This is a genomic window from Acidobacteriota bacterium (assembly GCA_016713675.1).
Classification (GTDB): Bacteria; Acidobacteriota; Blastocatellia; order Pyrinomonadales; family Pyrinomonadaceae; genus OLB17.
In genome coordinates this window covers 215112-234400 of sequence record JADJOS010000004.1, presented here as the reverse complement: position 1 = coordinate 234400, position 19289 = coordinate 215112, and the positions used below count along the sequence as shown (strand labels likewise).

The following is a 19289-nucleotide window of genomic DNA, read 5'->3' as shown; positions in this document are numbered from 1 at the left end:
ATGAACAAAATAAGGGTATTGCCCGATAATTTGGCAAATCAGATCGCTGCCGGCGAGGTCGTCGAGCGGCCGGCATCGGTCGTCAAGGAAATGGTCGAAAATGCCATCGACGCCGGAGCAACGCGCATTCAGGTTGAAATCGAACTCGGCGGCCGCCGCGTAATTCGCATCAGTGACGACGGCGAAGGCATGGTCCGCGATGATGCGATACTTGCTTTCGAACGCCATGCCACATCAAAGATCCACACTCTCGAAGACCTCGCCGCTATCGGCACGCTCGGTTTTCGCGGTGAAGCCCTTGCCTCGATCGCCTCGGTCGCCAAGGTCGAACTGCTCACCAAATCACTTGCCGAAAATGAAGCAACAAAGGTCATCATCGAAGGCGGCCGCCTGATCGACGTAAAGGACGCAGCCCGCGATACCGGAACGACGATCACCGTTCGCGACTTGTTTTTTAACACGCCCGCGAGACGCAAATTTATGCGGAGCGAGGCGACCGAGAACTATCACCTTACCAGTATCGTCACGCATTATGCTCTCGCACATCCGGAGATCGCGTTCACGCTGACGAATAACGGAAGGGAAGTGCTGCGTGTTTCGCCTGCGAAGGATCTTCGCGAGCGGGCGTTCCAGGTCTTCGGTGCAGGAGTCCTCGACAGCCTTTTGCCGGTCACCGGTGGACGTGAGTACGTCGCAAGGGTCAGCGGTTATGTCTCGGCCCCACGCGAACGCCGGACGACGCGGGACGCCCAGTACTTCTTTGTAAACAAACGTTTTGTCCGCGACAAGACCATAGCCGGCGGCCTGCTCGAAGGATTCCGCAGCGTCTTGCCGCACGGTGTTTATCCTGTTGCGTTCTTGTTCCTCGATATTCCGCTCGATGAGATCGACGTCAATGTCCATCCTGCTAAGACCGAGGTTCGATTTCGCCGCGGCGAAGCGGTCAAAGACGTGATCGCAGAAGCTGTCCGCGAAGCACTGGCACGGGCCGGCGTGACAGGCGATATCGGATCGGAACGACCTGAACGGCAGGAGTATTCGAGCTTTACCGTCCCGGTGCGTGAAGAGGTCCATCAGATCGAACAGTCAGAGATCGTGTTCGATGATCGTACATCCGGAGTTCAGAGAACTGTTGAGGATGTCGAAACCGGGATAAAGGCCGAATCGGGATCTCATGAGCGTGTAGAGATCGACGATGCGGAGCCTGTCAGTATATTTGATCACCCGCAAGAGCGTGAGGTCGCCATCGCTGTTGGAGAATTCGAGGATCTGGCTAGACAGCGTTCGTCGGTTTTCAATGACGTCAGGCCGCTCGATTACGCTGTATTGCCGCCGGTCAATTCGGCTGAAAAGTTTGTGAAGAAGGTCGAGGTCGAACAGGTCTTTGCTGCTAAGATACAGCCGCTTGGGCAGCTTCACGACAGTTTTATCATCGCTGTCGACGACGAAGGATTGCTGCTGATCGATCAACACGTCGCACACGAGCGAATCCTATTTGATAAGTTTCGCAAGAGCGAGATCGATCGACCGATCGAATCGCAAAATCTGCTGCTGCCCGAAACGCTCGATCTCTCGCCGGCGCAGTCGCAGGCGTTCCAGCTTGTCGAAGGTGACCTTGAGTCACTCGGTTTTGGTTTGATGAGGCTCTCAGGCAGGACTGTCGCGATCAAGAGCGTTCCGACCGACCTGCCGGCGTCGGAGGCTCGAAATCTGTTTGCCGAAATACTCGACACGATAGATGCCGAGAAAAAAGGCTCGCCAAAATCGACGCTGCGCGACGACATCGCCGCTTCGCTGGCCTGCAAAGCGGCCGTCAAGATAAATATGAAACTGACGCCGGAGAAGATGCAGTGGCTGATCGACCGGTTGTTGATAACGACGTCGCCGACAACATGTCCGCACGGGCGGCCTGTCATATTGAGGCTCTCGATGAAGGATATCGAGCGAGGTTTTCACCGTACATAAACAGATGGATGAGAAAAAAGGGCCGAGCCCGGAAATGCCGGACCGGTTCTGGAAGAAAATTTATCTTGCGGTAGTGGTGACCACGATTGTGGTGATTACCGCACTCTGGGCTTTCTCTCAGTATTTTAGTTAGAGTCTGAAGATGAGATCACTGGACTGGGCAATTGTGGCGGCGTATTTGGTTTATGTCGTTTGGGACGGCATCCGCATGACCAAGCACACGGGCACCAAAGAAGGCTATTTTCTTGCCGATCGCGGTTTGCCGTGGTGGGCCGTCGGATTGTCAGTGATGGCGACTCAGCTTTCGGCTATCACGCTCGTCGGTACGACCGGACAAGCCTACAGCGACGGAATGCGCTTCATACAGTTCTACTACGGGCTGCCGTTCGCGATGATCATCCTTTGTGTGACCGTGGTGCCTTTTTTTCACAAGGCAAACGTCTTTACAGCATATGAATACCTTGAAAAGAGGTTTGATGTAAAGGTCCGCACGCTGACCAGTTTTTTCTTTCTCATCTCGCGCGGACTCGGCGTCGGCACGATCATATCGGCGCCGTCAATTGTCCTGTCGATAGTATTTGGCTGGAATCTGACGGCAACGATATTTGCGATCGGGCTTTCGACGACGATCTATACGGTCTTTGGCGGTGTTCAGGCGGTTACGTGGACCGACGTCAAGCAGATGATTGTCATCTTTTTCGGGCTCGGCGTTTGTTTTCTGGTCATATTGTGGAGCTTTCCAACGGGTGTATCGCTTGGCGACGGGCTTCATCTTGCCGGAAGTCTCGGCAAACTCAACATGGTCGACACGACCTTTGACCTGAAAGAGAAATACACGATCTGGTCAGGCCTGATCGGCGGACTTTTTCTGATGCTCGGTTATTTTGGCTGCGATCAGAGCCAGGTCCAGCGGTTCTTGACTGCCAAGTCGGTCGCTCAGGGGCGGACATCGCTCATGATGAGTGCATTCCTCAAAATACCGATGCAGTTCGGCATTTTGCTGATCGGAATCATGGTGTTTATCTTTTACCAGTTTTCCGCCCCGCCGATCGTATTTAACAAAGCCGAGGTCGCTAAGGCACAGCAAACTGAACAGTTTCGCGAGATTCAGAGCAAATATGATGCTGCCCACGCTGCGAGGCGTGAGGCGGCGATCAGCTTTTCGACAGGTGATGAGGTTACCCGTCAGAGCTACATCGACGCGGACAAAAAGTTCAACGAAAGCCGCAAAGAAGCTGTGGCATTTGTCAGGCAGACCAGCAACCCAACGTTCAACGACGTCAATTATGTCTTCCCGACATTTGTCCTCGAGAATATGCCGATCGGCGTAATCGGCCTATTGATATCTGTGATATTTGCGGCAGTGATGTCGTCGATATCGGCCGAGCTTAATTCTCTTGCGACAGCGACGACGATCGACTTTTACCGGCGGCTTTACAAGCCTGAGGCGACTGATTCGCACTACGTATTGGTGGGGCGTCTCAGCACGTTCATTTGGGGCGTATTTGCATGCATTGTCGCTCTATTTGCGACCAATCTTGGTTCGCTCATCGAGGTTGTCAACAAATTCGGCTCGTTTTTCTATGGATCACTGCTTGGTGTATTTGTTCTGGCCTTTGTCGTAAGAAGAGCGAGAGCAAGAGGTGCATTCTTTGGCCTACTCTTTGGGATCGCCTCAGTTTGGACCGCGAGTTTGTTTACAGACATTGAATTCCTTTGGTTCAACGTGATCGGCTGTCTGGTCACCGTTTTTGCAGGTTATTTAATTAGTTTGACCGTACGGAAAGATCCTAAGGCCGGGGAGCCGATCGAGACATTGATATGAAGCTCAGTATTTTCAACAAATCCTCCGCAGCGTTTGTCGCAGTTCTTGTCACTTTCCAACTCTTGATCCCTGCGGCTGCCTCAGCACAGGTACGATCGGTCAATGATTACGGTGCGATCGGCCTTGCTCAACTGTTAAAACGCCTGAACACAACTGCCAGTGTAATGATGATAGGTGCCCATCCCGACGACGAAGATTCGGCCCTGCTTGCGTATCTGGCTCGAGGCGAAAATGCCCGAACCGCTTATCTATCACTTACACGCGGCGACGGAGGACAAAATATCATCGGCCCCGAACTATTCGAATCGCTCGGCGTTATCCGCACAGAAGAGTTATTGCAGGCGAGACGCCTCGACGGTGCCGAACAGTATTTTGCCCGTGCTTTTGATTATGGATTTTCAAAAACTCTTGACGAAGCAAAGAGAAAATGGGACGAAAGGGTCGTCCTGTGCGACACCGTGCGAGCGATCCGAAAATTTAAGCCGCTGGTGGTCATCTCGCGATTTTCAGGCACCTCGGCTGACGGTCACGGCCAGCACCAATACGCCGGCTACATTTCTCCGCTTGCGGTAAAAGCGGCCGCTGACCCTGAGCAGTGCAAGGACGCGGGATTTGCCTGGGAAGTATCGAAGTTCTACGTTGGACAAGGTTTTTCCGCTAATTCGACAGCATCACTCAGATCAAATACCGGTGCATATGATCAGATCCTCGGCCGATCATATTTTGAGATCGCCATGGAAGGCCGGAGCCAGCACAAATCACAAGGCGAAGGCCGTTTGGAATTGAAGGGCGAGATATATTCCGGTCTTAACTTAAAGTTCGGTGCAACTGATGTTTCGGCCAAAGAATCGTCTCCATTTGACGGGCTGGATACCTCGATCAAGGGAATTGCTAGGATCACCAATAATTCGGAAGAGCGTGTGGGCCGTATCTTGGCGACGCTCGAACAAAAGCTGGTCGAGATCGGCTCAAAATATCGCGTTGATGACCCCAAAGGGATCGTAGCTGAGCTGGCGAGTGCTTACAATATTGCCGCAGATGGCGAGCGTTCGACCCGCAAACCATTTACGAAGGAGATGTTCGAGGCCGTCCAGGAAAATCTGGCCAACGCGATGATGATCGCCGCGGGAATTCAATTCGACGCACTTGTTGATAGAGAGACCGTCGTGCCGGGCGAGAGCATATTATCGACAGTCAATGTCTATTATCCAAAGACGGAAGATATCAAGATACAGGAGATATCAATGAAAACTCCTCGTCGATGGGAGGTAGTAAATGCCGAAGCTCCGAAGGAAGGGAATCCGGGCTTTAACCGTCGCGAAAGTCCAAATCAGTCGGCCTATTTCAATGTGAAGGTTCCGGCCGACGCGAAGGTCACCCAGCCTTATTGGCTCGAAGATCCTCGTGATGGAGACCTATTTCGTTGGCCTGCGACCGCCGATCAAAACCAGCCGTTTGACCCTCAGAGCTTGGGTGCGGCCATAAAAATGAATGTGTATGGTGCGGAAGTCACTTTTCTTCGGCCGGTTCAGTTCCGTTATGCCGATGCGACGAGGGGTGAGATCCGCCGCGATCTGAACCTCGTCCCCGCCCTATCGGTAAGCGTAGATCAAAAACTGCTCATCGTGCCGCAAAGCAATAAACCGCAGACACGCACGCTCACGGTCGGTATCACAAACCATTCCGCAAAACCAACTACAGGTGTTGCCGGACTCGTCATTAACACGCCGAACGAATGGAAAGTGACCGCCGAAAACCGCACATTCGATCTAAAGAAAAAGGGCGAGCAGACGAGTGTTGCATTCGTTGTTACGATTCCGGCGAAGACCAAGCCCGGAAGCTATAACGTCTTCGCGAACGCATCCGTGGGCGAAAGCCTCGCTTCGCAGACGATGAACACCATCGCCTATCCGCATATCCAGACGCACCGCTTTTACACGCGTGCCGAGACAAAGGTCGAGGTGCTTGATCTTAAGGTCGCGCCTGTCAAGGTCGGCTACATTATGGGCAGCGGCGATGAGGTTGCTGATTCCGTCAAAAAAATGGGCGTGGAAGTGACGATGCTTGACGAAAAAGATCTCGCTTCCGGCGAACTTGCAAGATTTGATACTATCATCGTCGGCATTCGTGCGACCGAGACGCGGCCCGATTATGTGGCGAACAACCAGCGTCTACTCGATTATGTAAAGAACGGCGGGAATCTGATGGTTCAATACCAACGAGCGGGCCTGCAGCAAATACTGCCTTTTCCCGCCGCCGGCAATGTACGCGTCGTTGACGAGAATGCCAAAGTGACGATCCTCCAGCCGCAGCACCCGGCCTTCAATTTTCCGAACAAGATAACGGATGCCGATTTCACCGGTTGGGTGCAGGAGCGTAATGCCTACAATCTCAATACATTTGACGCCAAATATGTCTCGCTGCTCGAATCTCACGATGCGGGCGAAGCCGAAAACAAGGGCGGTCTGGTTGTTGCGGAGATCGGCAAAGGGAAGTTCATATATTGCAGCTATTCGTTCTTCAGGCAGCTGCCATCAGGGGTATCGGGTGCATACAGACTGTTCGCAAATCTGATCAGTATTCCAAAGTCGGCAAAATAGACAGAAGAAATAGATTGACAGGTCCGAAACAAGATATTATATTCAATGAGATATCATTAGTAGTATAACTGACAATGAGAATTCACAGTTTTAGCAAATTTGGCCTTAATTACTTTTACCTGATGGGTAAAGGCGGCTGAAGTTTGTGTTGTGAAAAGTTAGTGATCAATAACATCCAGCAAACAAGAGCCGTGAAACTGAAAAAGTTCACGGCTTTTCGATCTTACGGAATATGACCATCCAAGAGAAAAGAAAAGAGATCGACGCCATCGACGCTGCAATTATCGAGTTGCTGATCTGGCGGTCAAGTGCGGCCCGAGATATATCGATGCTTAAGCTCAGTGCCGGTTTGCCGATCTCCGACCGCTCTCGCGAATCCGATGTGATCTCAAACGCGACACGGATCGCGGCGGGGAAGGTCACTGACGAGGCGATACTGCAGATATACGAGGCGATAATGGCGGAGTCGAGGCGGGTTCAGCAAGCCGTTCGTTATGAAGTTCTGCGACATGGAGCCTTACGATGAACCAGGTTGCGATAGCCGGAATTCGAGGCTCATACAGCGAATCTGCGGCAATCGAGTATTTCGACGGCGAAATCGGGCTTATCGAATGTTCGACGTTCGAAGGTGCTTTCGGAGCTCTACGCAGCGGACTAGCGGAATATGCGGTAATTCCGGTCCGCAATTCGATCGTTGGCGAGATTGCTTCGACCAAGTCACTCATGAAAAAGAAACGGCCCAAGGTCGTCGATCATGTCAAGATCCGGATCGAACATGTCCTGGCCGGTGTGCAAGGGGCAACGTTTGATGACCTCTCGATCGTCAGGTCACACGCCGAAGCTCTGAAACAATGCTCATCGTTCCTTACGGCGAATCCGCACCTTGAGCAATTGACAGGCTTTGACACGGCATCGAGTGTACGGTCGATCGTGGTCGCGGGCCTTGTAAGGAATGCGGCTATCTGTAGTGTAAGGGCAGCCGAGATCTACGGTGCGTCGATCTTGAGGCGAAGGATCGCCGACAGAGCGAGTAATGTGACTACCTTTGCGGTCATTTCAATAGGGAAAAAATAATAAGCACGACGTGTGCCTCGGAACGTGAAGTAACAAATTCAAAGCCGCCCGTCCTCCGCTGGCTTAGGATCTAGAGCTATTCGATGACGACGAGCACCTCGCCGGCGTTGACGGTTTGGCCTTCAGCGGCTCTGATCTCTTTCACGGTACCGTCTTTTGGCGACTTTAGTTCGTTTTGCATTTTCATCGCTTCGACTACGATGATGCCGTCGCCTTTCTCGACATCAGCTCCCAATTCGACCAAAATTCGTACCACTTTGCCGGGCATGGCGGTTTTGATCTCGGCGAGGCCATCTATGCTGTCATGGTCGTCGCCCGCTCCGCGTAAACGCTTTGGATCGATGATCTCAACATCGAGGGCCTGTCCGTGGATCGTCACACCAAATTCCGAAACAGAACCTGCTTTCGGAGACACAAAGACCTGTGAGACCTTGTTAGCGTTCTTGACGAGAAGCACTTCTTTTTCAGGCTCGGAAACATCGAGTTTGTACTCACGGCCGTCGACCGTCGCCGTTACGAGTCGCCCGTCGCGGCCGATCTCGACCTCGTGTTTCTCGCCGTCTATTTCTGCTTGCAGTTTCATATCGATCCGGCTATAAGCTTATCAAAGATTCGACAAGTGGTCATTCAGCGATCTCTGCGTCTTTGCTCCGAGTTTACCGCGTGGGCTCTTTCGTCCGCCCTGTTCTATTCCACGCAGAGGACGCCGGGATTATTGCAGAGAACGGATAGCAAAACAAAAAATCACCCGATCCGAACATTTTCGAACCGGGTGATTCTGTCAAGAATTGCAGTGGTTTACCAGGTGCAGGCATACACCGAGGTCGAAGCCTTAGCGGTTTCGATGGCCTTTTTGCAAATGCCCGGAAGTGTAGCTTTGCCCTCGGGTGTCGAGGCTGCTTTCTTAAATCCGTCACGTTGTGCCTGAAAAGCTGTTTTCATCGGGCCTTCGACTGCCGGAGCCTTAGCGGCGATGCTGGTCAGGCATGCTTCGTACTTTTTGATATATTCGTCGCACTCAGCTACGCCGACCGAATCGCCCGCAGCGACATCGGTCTTCTTGTCGTCAGCTTTCGGCGCCGTCGTTGTTGTTGCCGGAGCGGTAGTTGCCGGGGTCGTTGCTGCCGGCGAGGACGCCGGTTTTACGTTCGAATTGTTTGCGTTGTTGGCTGCGGGAGCTCCGCAGGCGGCTGCAAAGATCGCGAAACAGAATAGAGCTGCAATAGCTAAGAGATTTTTCATGGTAATTAATTTACTCCTTTTGTTTTTTGATGTCCCGACGCTGCGAAGCAGCATACGTTAGAGCGGCTTCCGGTCCGAGAACCGTGTCAAACCAAAGATCAATTTGTGACGCAAATATAATAATGCGCTCGACGGCGTGAACGCAACTATCGACTGTCCGGAAGTTTTTCAACTGCGAAATATATCAAATGAGCGAAGCAAAGCTCGTCCTGGTTTTTCGTATCTTTCGTCTGTTTCGCGGTAATGAATTCTTACCGCCGCGGCCTTGCATTCGCTTTTTTGGCGGCGATAAACTGCTCAAATCGGTCTTCGTTCACCGACCAGATCATGGATCCTGTGAGCAAGCCCAATGCTGGATATGCGAGGAGAAAAAAGCTCGAAAGCGGCAGCCCGCTCCACGCCCAACTGGCCAGATTCATCATCACGAAAAAGAAAATGCCGGAAACAAGCGCAGTTCTCGCGACAAAATAGGTCTTTCCCTTAAGCCGTAGTTTCTCCCACCGGAGATATTTCTTTCGCGACATTTTCCTCATTCGAATGATCGAATCTTTAACCAACTTGTCACTCGGCAAATTATCGCCGAGAAGCTTAGTTTGCGTGGTATTGATCCTTGTCCGCGGACCAAGAATTTTAGCTATTTAGAATCGCCATACAACACAATCCAGATAAGGAGGAAATCCAACTGGAAATCCCCATCCTATCGCCCAAGAGCCACCATAGATCACAGATAACACCAAAATGGAGATTACGATGTCGCGAAGCGTCCACAACAGCCTGCCATTTTGCGCGTTTCGATGCCTCAGCCAAGTCGGCCTCTTTCTTCGTCATTGGCTGAAAAGAGTTATGTTCTTATTACCCCTTGTTTTAGACCTTAGCAGAAAATAAGTCCTATTTATTCGGCTGCGTTGTAATCCGCAGATATGGTTTCACCTCTGTCCAGCCTTTGGGGAATTTCTCTTTCGCGTCTTCGTTCGAGATGCCCATGCCGATGATGCAGTCGTCACCGTCCTGCCAGTTAACTGGCGTGGCGACGGCGTAGTTGGCGGTCAGCTGCAGGGAATCGATCACACGCAGCAATTCCGCAAAGTTCCGTCCCGTCGATGCCGGATAGGTCAGCGTTAATTTCACCTTTTTGTCCGGGCCGATGACAAAGACCGAGCGAACGGTCATGGTGTCATTGGCGTTCGGGTGGATCATGTCGTAAAGGTCCGACACCTTGCGGTCGCTGTCCGCGATCATCGGGAAATTAACAGCCGTGCCCTGCGTTTCCTCGATATCCTTTTCACAATCGAGATGTGATGCAAGCGGATCGACGCTCAGCCCGATGACCTTCACGTTCCGCTTATCAAACTCCGGCTTCAACCTCGCCGCCATTCCCAGTTCGGTCGTACAGACCGGCGTGTAATCCTTCGGATGCGAAAACAGCACCCCCCAACTGTCCCCCAGCCATTCATGAAAATCGATCATACCTTGTGTTGTTTCTGCCGTGAAATTCGGAGCCGTATCACCCAATCGCATAGCCATAACATTACCTCCATTGATATAGGTCGAGTATATCAAATCGCTATTCGTGTTGAACAGACATCCTGACCAAACGCTGCTGATCGGAACCGATAGGGCTTGGCGAATAGATGCCGGAGTCTGCTCCATTCTGTGAAAAACTCCTTGAATGTGCATCTGGTATCTGATAAACTGTTGCATAGATAAAACGCTGTATGACAAAATCTTGCGTTTTTTTTTGAAAATGGTGGCAAAATGCAAAGAAGGTCTTCGCAAGTATTGAAAACACACCGGTTACTTGTCACGCACAAGAGAGGGACAAGAGCGGGACAGGTTGCGACAGATTTTGAACTGAAATGCTATAACATCCTGTGCAGCAATGACTTACGCAAATCGTGCCGATTTCGCTGTCCTGCAGGACGAAATCGGATCATAGCTTGATCTTTGAAGATTATGGGTATTTCGTTTAGGCGTCGGACGAGCTGTCGCTTTCATCGTCCTCTACCGCCTTTCGTAGGCGGAGTAGTTGGATGCGTTTTTCGTCGGCCTTGATTATCTCGATGTCGAGGCCGCGCAAGTTTAGTTTGTCGCCGACCTTGGGGACGTAGCCCGCCTCAGAGGTGACGAGGCCGGCGATCGTGTTGTAGTCTTCGTCTTCGAGTTCGAGATCGACGAGGCGTTCGATCTTGTCGACCTCGGTCGAGCCGAGCACGTCCCAATGGCCGCCTCCGGCCTCGACGATCTCGATGATCTCTTCCTGCGAGCTGTCCTCGTCCTCGATCTCGCCGACGATCTCTTCGAGCAGGTCCTCGACCGTGACGAGGCCGGCGACGCCGCCGTATTCGTCGATGACGATCGCGATCTGAACGTGGCCGCTCTGCATTGATTTGAGCAGTTCGTCGGCAGTCTTGGTCTCGGGCACAAACAGAGCGTCGCGCAATATCTCGTTGACCGGCATGTCCTCTTTGCCTTCGGACCAGGAGACGAGCAGGTCGCGGACGTAGATCAGGCCTTCGATATTGTCAATGCTGTCGCGGTAGACCGGCAGACGTGAGAATTTCTCAGCGATGATCGTATCGCGTGCCTGTCGAACGGTCGCGTCGATCGGAAGCGCCACGATCTCGGTCCGCGGCGTCATTATCTCGCCGACCCGTGTGTCGCCGAATTCGACGACCGTCTCGATCAGGGCACGTTCGTCCTCCTCGATAATGCCCTCGGCCTCGCCGACCTCCATCAGAGCTTGGAAATCGTCGTCGTTGTCGTCGTCACGGTCGTCCTGAGCGTCGGGCGAGGCGGTCGTTTCGAGGCGATTCGCCTCTTTGGTGTTGGAACGAGTGACAAAAGGCTCGACGATGATCGACGCGATTGCATAGATCGGCCGCACGGCGGGCAGCAAAAAGAGCAGCTTCTTCTCAGTGTTATTCCGGACTACAAGCCGCGGCACGATCTGACGAAGTATCACCGTCGCCGCCAAACCGATCACAAGTGCGAAGAAAAGCAGCCAGTTTCGGCTGGTCGTAAACGAAAGTACGATGATCGTCAGCAGCACGGCAAACGAGATCAAGAGGATCTGAATGACCGACGATAGGGCAAAGCGGAACCTCGCACGATTGTCGATGATCTCACGAAGGAACTGAGCAGATGTTTGTTTTTGTGCCAGCTCAGCATCCGCCGATATGCGCCGCAGGCTGACGTCTGACAGGTGAGAGAACGCCATATCGACCGTCGCCAGGAAGACCAATGCGAGCAGAATGATAACGGCAACGACTATCTCAATTTCCATATTTGGTTAATTGTAGAGTGTTGGCCGGGAAAAGAAAAGATTATGTGATCGCGTCGTCTAATCTTCGAGGTTCTTCCACGCACGGCCGTCGTGCTCGAGCATCGCATCGGAATCGGACGGTCCCCACGAGCCGGCGGCGTAATTCGGAAAGGCTCTCGCGGGCAGTGCTTTCCAAACGTCAAGAACAGGCGTGACAATGCTCCAGCCTGCTTCTACCATATCAGCTCTCTGAAAGAGCGTGGCATCGCCGATCATGCAATCGAACAGCAGGCGTTCGTAGCCCGTGCTTACCTGCTCGCCAAAGTGGTCAAGATAGTTGAAGTCCATATCGACGGCGCCCATATTGACGATCGGCCCGGGGATCTTGGCACCGAAATGCAGCGTGATGCCTTCGTCCGGCTGGATGTGGATGACGATCCGATTGGTCGTCAGGCGCTCGATCGACGTATCTCGAAAGAGAACGAAAGGTGCCCGCTTGAACTGAATGATAATGCTCGAATGTTTGGACGGCATTCGCTTGCCCGTGCGGATATAGAACGGCACGTCGGCCCAACGCCAGTTGTCGATCGATAATTTGAGTGCGGCGAAAGTCTCGGTGTTGGAGAATGGTGCGACCTTTTCTTCGCCTCGATAGCCGGGAACGGCCTTGCCGTCGATCGTGCCCTCGCCATATTGACCGCGAACACTGCGGCGAAGCACATCTTCGGCGCGAATGGCTGAATAGCGTGTAGGATCTTTGACTGCTCGTCACGAACGGCATTTGCTTCGAATGAGACGGGCGGTTCCATCGCGGTCAGTGTGACGAGCTGCAGGATGTGATTTGGGATCATATCGCGCAACGCCCCGGCTGAGTCGTAATAACCGCCGCGAAGCTCCACTCCAAGCTTTTCGGCGACAGTTATCTGCACGTGGTCGATGTAATTACGATTCCAGATCGGCTCGAATATACTGTTTCCGAAACGGAAAACTAGTATGTTCTGGACCGTTTCTTTGCCGAGGTAGTGATCGATGCGGTAGATCTGATGTTCGTCAATGAGCTTGAGAAGATCGGCGTTCAAGGTCTTGGCCGATTCCAGATCGTGACCGAAGGGCTTCTCGAAAATGAAGCGACGCCAATGGCCGTTCTCCTCTTTTCCGAGGCCGCTTTTTACTATCTTTCCGGTCACGTCGGCGAACAGGGCGGGCGGCGTTGCGAGGTAAAAGAAGTAGTTTTCAGGGATCTGATGTGCAGTACAAACGTCGCCGATCATGGCTTTCAGGTCGCCAAACAGCTTTTTGTCCTCGTCAAAATCACCGCCCGTGTAATAGACGCGTTCCTCGAACCACTTGAGCAGTTTCGCATCCGGCGGATGAGGCAGGAACTCGTGATAATTGGCCAGCACCTGAGCACGAAAATCTTCGGTCGTAATTTCCTGACGCCCGACGCCAATGATCGCAAATGTATGCGGCAGGAAATCCTCTTTCGCGAGATTGTACAGTGCCGGCAGCAGCTTGCGTTTGGTAAGGTCACCGGTCGCACCGAAGATGACCATTACACAAGGGTCGGCGGATCTTGTCGTATCACTCATAACGCATTCGCCACAGATTAACACAGAAAATGATGGAACGGATATCTAACTCGATTGAGACTGAATACGGAGAAGATGATCAAATACCTAGTTCAAATATCTAGTTGTTCGCGGAGTTCCAATTCGCGGGCATTCATTTCGCCGTTATCGGTTTCGTGGTCGTACCCGCAGAGGTGCAGCAGGCCGTGGAGGATAAGCTGTTTGATCTCACCCTCGAGCGTCAGGCCATTTTCTGCAGCCTGCTTTTGAGCCTGCTCGACCGAGATCACAATGTCACCGAGATTATCCTTGTCAGGTTCAAATTCGTCGGGTTCGTGCGGGAATGAGAGAACGTCGGTAGTTGTCTTTTTGCCGCGAAACAGTTCGTTGAGCTGTTTCATGCGGCTGTCGTTTATCAATGCAATTGCAAATTTCCGCCCTTGGTTTTCGAAAATCTTCGCGCTAATTCCATTAGCGAATGTTCGGTAATCGTCGAGATCAACCGGAATCTTTCTTTGCAGATTAATTACGTCGATCATCTGATTGATTTTTTGCCGAATGTGCATCATATGCTTGCACGATAGCCTGCACCAGCCTGTGCCGAACAACGTCCTGATCGGTGAAGTGGACGAAGGCGATGCCTTCGATGTCTTGCAGTATGGCTTCGGCTTCCTTGATGCCTGAGCGTTGATGGCCGGGGAGGTCGATCTGGGTTTTGTCGCCGGTGACGACGGCCTTTGAACCCGGGCCGATGCGGGTGAGGAACATCTTCATCTGCTCGCTCGTCGTGTTTTGAGCCTCGTCGAGAATGATAAACGCGTCAGACAGCGTTCGGCCACGCATAAATGCGAGCGGAGCGATCTCGATGATACGCTTTTCGAGCATCTTCGTGACCTTTTCAGCGTCGACCAGATCGAAAAGCGCGTCGTAAAGCGGCCTTAAGTAGGGATCGACCTTTTCCTGTAGATCGCCGGGCAAAAAGCCAAGCCGTTCGCCAGCTTCGACTGCGGGACGAGTAAGCACTATGCGGCTGACCTGTTTTTTGAACAACGCATCAACCGCCATTGCAACTGCGAGGTAACTCTTCCCAGTTCCCGCAACACCGATGCCAAATACGAGGTCATTGGCAGCGATCGCGTCGAGATATTTGCGTTGATTCGCGGTTTTCGGTGCGACCTGTTTCTTGCCGGTTGGATTGAAACGTGCTTTTAGAAAGTGGTCCGTCAGTCGGTAGGTCCGGTCCTCGGCGATCTGTTTGAAAGCGTCCCGCAGCTCTTTATCACTGAAAACATTGCCGCCCGTTGAAAAGCTCTTCGAAATCGTCCAGTATCTGCTCGACCGTCGCGATATCGGCTTCGTCACCATCGATCTGAAACTCATTCCCGCGCGAACCGATGGTCACGTCGAAGATAGATTCGAGATACTTGAGGTTTTGATCCTGAACGCCAAACAGCGTGTTGAGTCCTTGGGGTGGTAGTTCTAGTTTTTTGAGGTTGCTCAAATTTAGTTATTTTGCGAGTCGGAGCTAGTTTCTATAACAGTGAGGCTACTAAAACAAACAATTAGTGTCAAACAAATCTGTGCCTCGGATCGGGGCACTGCAACAAGTTTTTCGGCAGCAACCAAAGCCCTTGCATCGTGGACTATTTTCGGCCAAACGCAAAGAAAAGTGTGGGAGGAGTGTTGCGAATATGGTACAATGTCCTGTACACAGTGCGACTCGGGTGCTGTAAGACATTGTAATGTACGTTTTCAGAAAAATGGGGGAAACGCCAGTAAGAATGGGGTGTAAAGTGTTGTAAAATGTTGAAAACACAGAGGTTATATGTCCCGCTATGGGTGCGGGACAGGTGCGGGACAAGCTGGAACAGAATGTTGAGCGTGTGCCTGTAAGCTATTGAGCGGGGAAAGCTTATAGGATTTCAGCCGAGTGAACCGTCCCGCGGCTTATAATTTAACAACCTCGGGCGGCGCCCAATTAGCTTGGCCGCTTTGCACACGATTCGGGCGGTATGATATTCTTACTCCTTTGTAAATATCACGATATTTTACCTAATTAGAGGAGCATATTGATTAATAATGGCTAATGAAGGAAGCGGACAGGTCGGGACAGTTGTACAGATCATCGGACCGGTCGTTGACGTAGAATTTTCAAACAATTATCTGCCGCCGATCTATCAGGCACTGCGGATCACGAGCGAAGGCTTTGACGGTGAGAACATCGATGTCGTTGCCGAAGTCCAACAGCACCTCGGCGAAGGCCGGGTCCGTGCCGTTTCGATGCTTCCGACCGATGGTATGGTCCGCGGGATGAAGGTCATCGATCTCGGCGGCCCGATCCAGGTGCCGGTAGGCGGGGCGACATTGGGCCGCGTGATGAATGTGATCGGCGATCCGGTGGACGAACTCGGCCCGGTTAACTCGGAAACGAGATCATCGATCCATCGCCACGCACCTTCGTTTGACGAGCAATCGACACAGCTCGAAATGTTCGAAACGGGGATCAAGGTCATTGACCTTGTGCAGCCGTTCCTCCGCGGCGGTAAGATCGGCCTGTTCGGCGGTGCCGGCGTGGGCAAAACGGTTTTGATCATGGAATTGATCAACAACGTTGCGATCGGTTCGGACGGTTTCTCGGTATTCGCCGGTGTGGGTGAGCGTACGCGTGAGGGGAACGATCTGCTCCGCGAAATGGTCGAGTCGAAAGTTATCAAATACGGCGATGCTTTTAACGAGCACATGGAAAAAACCGGCGAATTCGATCTTACAAAGGTTGATAAGGACGAGATCAAAGGTTCCAAAGTATCGCTCGTTTACGGCCAGATGACCGAACCGCCGGGAGCACGTCTTCGTGTTGCTTTGTCAGGCCTTACTGTAGCAGAGTATTTCCGCGACCAAGGGAATGACGTGCTTTTCTTCGTCGACAACATTTTCCGCTTTACGCAGGCAGGTTCAGAAGTATCAGCACTTCTCGGACGTATGCCGTCTGCTGTGGGCTACCAGCCGACGCTTGCGTCAGAAATGGGCGAGATGCAGGAACGCATCACTTCGACCAAGACCGGTGCTATTACGTCGATCCAGGCCGTTTACGTGCCCGCCGACGACTATACTGATCCGGCACCTGCGACGACGTTTGCTCACCTTGATGCTGTTACGGCTCTGTCGCGTCAGATCGTGGAATTGGGCATTTACCCGGCGGTCGATCCGCTCGCTTCGAACTCACGTATTCTCGATCCGCAGATCGTTGGTGAAGATCACTATAATACCGCACAGGCGGTAAAGAAGATCCTTCAGCGTTATAAGGATCTGCAGGACATCATCGCGATTCTTGGGCTTGATGAATTGAGCGAAGACGACAAAGAGACAGTGGCGCGTGCCCGTAAGATCCAGCGTTTCTTCTCACAGCCCTTCTTTGTTGGTGAGCAGTTCACTGGTCTCAAAGGGGAGTATGTGAAGGTCGAAGACACGATCAAGGGTTTCCGCGAGATCCTCGAAGGCAAATGCGATGACATGCCGGAACAGTCGTTCTACATGGTTGGCACGATCGAGCAAGCTCGCGAGAAAGCGAAGAAGATGGCTGCTGCCGCTTAGCGGTAATGGAAAATTGGAAGGGGAGAATTGAAATTTGAAGATCGCATGTTCTTCGTTTTCAATTCTCAATTTTCATTGCTCAATTCTCAATTATGCTTAGATTAGAAATTGTAACTCCTGAAAAGCGTGTTTTTGACGCCGAAGTGGATTCGGTGACGGTGATGACAGCGACTGGCGAAGCAGGCATTTTGCCGAATCATGCTCCGCTTATTTCTGCATTAAAACCTGGAATATTGACATATTCTTCCAAAGGAGCGAGCGACAAGCTTGCTATTTCCGGTGGATTTGTTGAAGTCAACGGTAATAATGTGTCTGTACTTGCAGATACGGCCTTTGCGGCTGAAGATATCGACGTAGCCGAAGCGAAAGCTGACAAAGAAGCAGCTGAAAAGGCATTTGCTGCGGTAGCCGCGGGCGCAATCGAAGACACTGAGTTCGCACGAAACCAGATCGAAGCTGCGAATGTTCGAATACAATTGGCAGCGGGTAAATAGTCCAATACGGAGATCATACAGCAAGTTCGTAGAAGAGATCGTCAGATTAGCAAAAGACCGTTAATCATAACGAAAGTTATGGTTAGCGGTTTTTTCTTAGCGTCGAGGTTGATCATTCTTCACAACCGAAAGTCTTGACATTGACGCGAAAGTGTATATAATCGCCGTAATTCGTATTTTAAAAATTTACCTTTTGGTTGATGGCTGGGCGGTTGACCCACGATTTCGTTTAGGATTTATCGACAGATAGCTGTTCTTCCATAACCAATTAAAACTGCAAGTTCACAAATAGGAGCGGGTCACTGACTTAGGAGCAAATATGTTACAGAACCAGATGTCATTTCGTTTTACGGCCGTATTTTTCATTTTCGCGATCATCGCAGCGTCCTTTGCAATTAATGCTCAGGATCTGGTGCAGCCGATCGAGAATTCTGATATTTCATCTGCTCAAGTCAAAATGCAGGCCGCGGAGATCAATGAAGATCTGTTTCCATTCATTTCCAAAGCGGGCGGCGACCTCGGCTCTGCGGACCTTATAACGGCAGGAACATATGCATACTCGGTGGCGACCGGTGTTGCCCTTGATGACATTTCAGTGGGGTCGACTCAACTTGTTGCGGCAAGTCAGGACGATACGGTATCTGCGGTGACCAATATCGGATTTGATTTTTGGTACGACGGGGTTCGCTACAGTCAATTTTCAGTCGGTGCTAACGGCTTGGCACGACTTGGATCGACCGCTGTCACAACAGCGTTCAATAACAGTACCAGCGGATTAGACACGGTTACCAATGCTCCAAAGATCGCTCCGTATTTTGAGGACCTCTGTACCGGTGCGACCGGCAAGGTGCACTATAAGGTTACGGGTTCTGCTCCGAACCGAAAGCTGATCGTTGAGTGGTTCAACATGGAGATCCCGCGTGAAGGATCTTGCGGATCCGGCACCGCCAACGGCGTATTCCAAATGTGGTTATTCGAATCTGCGGCGGCAAGTAACCCAGGCCGTATCCAATTCGTTTATGGTGCGGATGTTCTTCCTTCTACAGCGACCGATCTAGGTGCTTCTGTCGGACTGCAAGCCGGCGTGGCGACCAACTTTGCATCGATCACCGTTTCTGACGACACGGTGTCATATGCGGTAGTTAACAATACGAATTTGCCGGGCATTCCTGCGGGAAAGAGCTATATCTTCACGCCCAACGTTCCGGTTGCACCTACAGGTCTGACCTTTGCTCCGGTCACTCAAACATCCATCCAGTTGAACTGGACGGACAACGCGACTAACGAAGCCGCTTACGCCATCAATCGATCGACGGACGGCATCAACTTCAGTTTTCTCGCTCAGACCGCAGCAGATGCGACCTCATTCAACGATACGGGATTGATTCCCGGAACCACATATTTCTATCAGGTATATGCGGCAACCGAAGGTGCGTCGAGCAGCAGTATTTCCGGCAGTCAGGCGACGAATGCTGCGGGTAGCGACAGTTGTGCCGGTGCAGGTGGAGACTGGAGCAACACAGCGACATGGACGGACGGCAGTGTTCCGACCGCTTCGGACAATGTGACTATCGGGTCGGGATGCACAGTAACTGTTGACACGGCAGGTGCGGTCGCCTTAAACGTCACGATCGACAGCGGAGGTACTCTTCAATCTCCGACGACAGG

General features: G+C 51.9%; 15 protein-coding genes and 2 pseudogenes. 8 read left to right on the top strand and 9 right to left on the bottom strand.

Features of this window, described 5'->3' with window-relative positions; genetic code table 11:
- From mutL to IPK01_14410, 5 genes are all read left to right on the top strand, one after another.
- Positions 1-1965 carry a DNA mismatch repair endonuclease MutL gene (gene mutL, locus IPK01_14430; GenBank protein MBK7934635.1) on the top strand — a complete coding sequence of 655 codons (1965 nt, stop codon included), beginning with the start codon at positions 1-3 and terminating at the stop codon, positions 1963-1965.
- 142 nt (positions 1966-2107) lie between these two features.
- Positions 2108-3790 carry a sodium:solute symporter gene (locus tag IPK01_14425; GenBank protein ID MBK7934634.1) on the top strand — a complete coding sequence of 561 codons (1683 nt, stop codon included), beginning with the start codon at positions 2108-2110 and terminating at the stop codon, positions 3788-3790.
- Complete coding sequence (locus tag IPK01_14420) at positions 3787-6390, top strand: PIG-L family deacetylase (GenBank protein MBK7934633.1); 2604 nt, start codon at positions 3787-3789, stop codon at positions 6388-6390. The genes IPK01_14425 and IPK01_14420 overlap by 4 nt, the downstream gene beginning before the upstream one ends.
- A 232-nt stretch (positions 6391-6622) precedes the next feature.
- A complete protein-coding gene (locus IPK01_14415; protein ID MBK7934632.1) occupies positions 6623-6916 on the top strand; it encodes a chorismate mutase in 294 nt (97 codons plus the stop codon).
- Positions 6913-7464 carry a hypothetical protein gene (locus IPK01_14410; protein ID MBK7934631.1) on the top strand — a complete coding sequence of 184 codons (552 nt, stop codon included), beginning with the start codon at positions 6913-6915 and terminating at the stop codon, positions 7462-7464. Before IPK01_14415 ends, IPK01_14410 begins: the two co-directional genes overlap by 4 nt.
- Positions 7465-7540: 76 nt before the next feature.
- On the opposite strand, the gene IPK01_14405 is transcribed toward IPK01_14410, so the two are convergent.
- From IPK01_14405 to IPK01_14365, 9 genes and pseudogenes are all read right to left on the bottom strand, one after another.
- Complete coding sequence (locus tag IPK01_14405) at positions 7541-8047, bottom strand: hypothetical protein (GenBank protein MBK7934630.1); 507 nt, start codon at positions 8045-8047, stop codon at positions 7541-7543.
- A gap of 215 nt (positions 8048-8262) precedes the next feature.
- Entirely contained in the window at positions 8263-8706 is a 444-nt protein-coding gene (locus IPK01_14400; protein MBK7934629.1) for a hypothetical protein, read from the bottom strand.
- 251 nt (positions 8707-8957) lie between these two features.
- Positions 8958-9278, bottom strand: coding sequence for a hypothetical protein (locus tag IPK01_14395; GenBank protein MBK7934628.1), 321 nt, complete (start codon positions 9276-9278; stop codon positions 8958-8960).
- 316 nt (positions 9279-9594) lie between these two features.
- Positions 9595-10230, bottom strand: a complete 636-nt coding sequence (locus tag IPK01_14390) for a peroxiredoxin (GenBank protein MBK7934627.1) — start codon at positions 10228-10230, stop codon at positions 9595-9597.
- A gap of 442 nt (positions 10231-10672) precedes the next feature.
- Entirely contained in the window at positions 10673-11989 is a 1317-nt protein-coding gene (locus tag IPK01_14385) for an HlyC/CorC family transporter (protein MBK7934626.1), read from the bottom strand.
- 57 nt (positions 11990-12046) lie between these two features.
- A pseudogene (gene zwf / locus IPK01_14380) lies at positions 12047-13557 on the bottom strand (glucose-6-phosphate dehydrogenase).
- A 92-nt stretch (positions 13558-13649) separates the two neighbouring features.
- Positions 13650-14075: an rRNA maturation RNase YbeY gene (gene ybeY, locus IPK01_14375; protein MBK7934625.1), complete on the bottom strand. Its 426-nt coding sequence runs from the start codon at positions 14073-14075 to the stop codon at positions 13650-13652.
- The gene (locus IPK01_14370; protein ID MBK7934624.1) at positions 14059-14916 is read right to left on the bottom strand and encodes a PhoH family protein; all 858 of its coding nucleotides are present in this window, start codon (positions 14914-14916) and stop codon (positions 14059-14061) included. The genes ybeY and IPK01_14370 overlap by 17 nt, the downstream gene beginning before the upstream one ends.
- Complete coding sequence (locus IPK01_14365; protein MBK7934623.1) at positions 14816-15037, bottom strand: hypothetical protein; 222 nt, start codon at positions 15035-15037, stop codon at positions 14816-14818. The genes IPK01_14370 and IPK01_14365 overlap by 101 nt, the downstream gene beginning before the upstream one ends.
- Before the next feature lie 578 nt (positions 15038-15615).
- Between IPK01_14365 and atpD the strand changes: the two genes are divergently transcribed.
- The 3 genes and pseudogenes from atpD to IPK01_14350 all read left to right on the top strand — a co-directional run bounded on the left by atpD (position 15616) and on the right by IPK01_14350 (position 19053).
- A complete protein-coding gene (atpD, locus tag IPK01_14360) occupies positions 15616-17127 on the top strand; it encodes a F0F1 ATP synthase subunit beta (GenBank protein ID MBK7934622.1) in 1512 nt (503 codons plus the stop codon).
- Between the two features lie 92 nt (positions 17128-17219).
- Positions 17220-17621, top strand: coding sequence for an ATP synthase F1 subunit epsilon (gene atpC, locus IPK01_14355; protein MBK7934621.1), 402 nt, complete (start codon positions 17220-17222; stop codon positions 17619-17621).
- Between the two features lie 319 nt (positions 17622-17940).
- A pseudogene (locus IPK01_14350) lies at positions 17941-19053 on the top strand (fibronectin type III domain-containing protein).
- Positions 19054-19289 lie beyond the last annotated feature (236 nt).

What these genes read in the sequence shown, in the direction of transcription:
- IPK01_14425 (MBK7934634.1), top strand. Translation starts at nt 2,108, where the DNA reads ATGAGATCACTGGACTGGGCAATTGTGGCGGCGTATTTGGTTTATGTC.
- IPK01_14370 (MBK7934624.1), bottom strand. Translation starts at nt 14,916, where the DNA reads ATGAGTTTCAGATCGATGGTGACGAAGCCGATATCGCGACGGTCGAGC.
- mutL (MBK7934635.1), top strand. Translation starts at nt 1, where the DNA reads ATGAACAAAATAAGGGTATTGCCCGATAATTTGGCAAATCAGATCGCT.
- atpD (MBK7934622.1), top strand. Translation starts at nt 15,616, where the DNA reads ATGGCTAATGAAGGAAGCGGACAGGTCGGGACAGTTGTACAGATCATC.
- IPK01_14390 (MBK7934627.1), bottom strand. Translation starts at nt 10,230, where the DNA reads ATGGCTATGCGATTGGGTGATACGGCTCCGAATTTCACGGCAGAAACA.
- IPK01_14420 (MBK7934633.1), top strand. Translation starts at nt 3,787, where the DNA reads ATGAAGCTCAGTATTTTCAACAAATCCTCCGCAGCGTTTGTCGCAGTT.
- IPK01_14410 (MBK7934631.1), top strand. Translation starts at nt 6,913, where the DNA reads ATGAACCAGGTTGCGATAGCCGGAATTCGAGGCTCATACAGCGAATCT.
- IPK01_14415 (MBK7934632.1), top strand. Translation starts at nt 6,623, where the DNA reads ATGACCATCCAAGAGAAAAGAAAAGAGATCGACGCCATCGACGCTGCA.
- IPK01_14385 (MBK7934626.1), bottom strand. Translation starts at nt 11,989, where the DNA reads ATGGAAATTGAGATAGTCGTTGCCGTTATCATTCTGCTCGCATTGGTC.
- ybeY (MBK7934625.1), bottom strand. Translation starts at nt 14,075, where the DNA reads ATGATCGACGTAATTAATCTGCAAAGAAAGATTCCGGTTGATCTCGAC.
- atpC (MBK7934621.1), top strand. Translation starts at nt 17,220, where the DNA reads ATGCTTAGATTAGAAATTGTAACTCCTGAAAAGCGTGTTTTTGACGCC.
- IPK01_14400 (MBK7934629.1), bottom strand. Translation starts at nt 8,706, where the DNA reads ATGAAAAATCTCTTAGCTATTGCAGCTCTATTCTGTTTCGCGATCTTT.
- IPK01_14405 (MBK7934630.1), bottom strand. Translation starts at nt 8,047, where the DNA reads ATGAAACTGCAAGCAGAAATAGACGGCGAGAAACACGAGGTCGAGATC.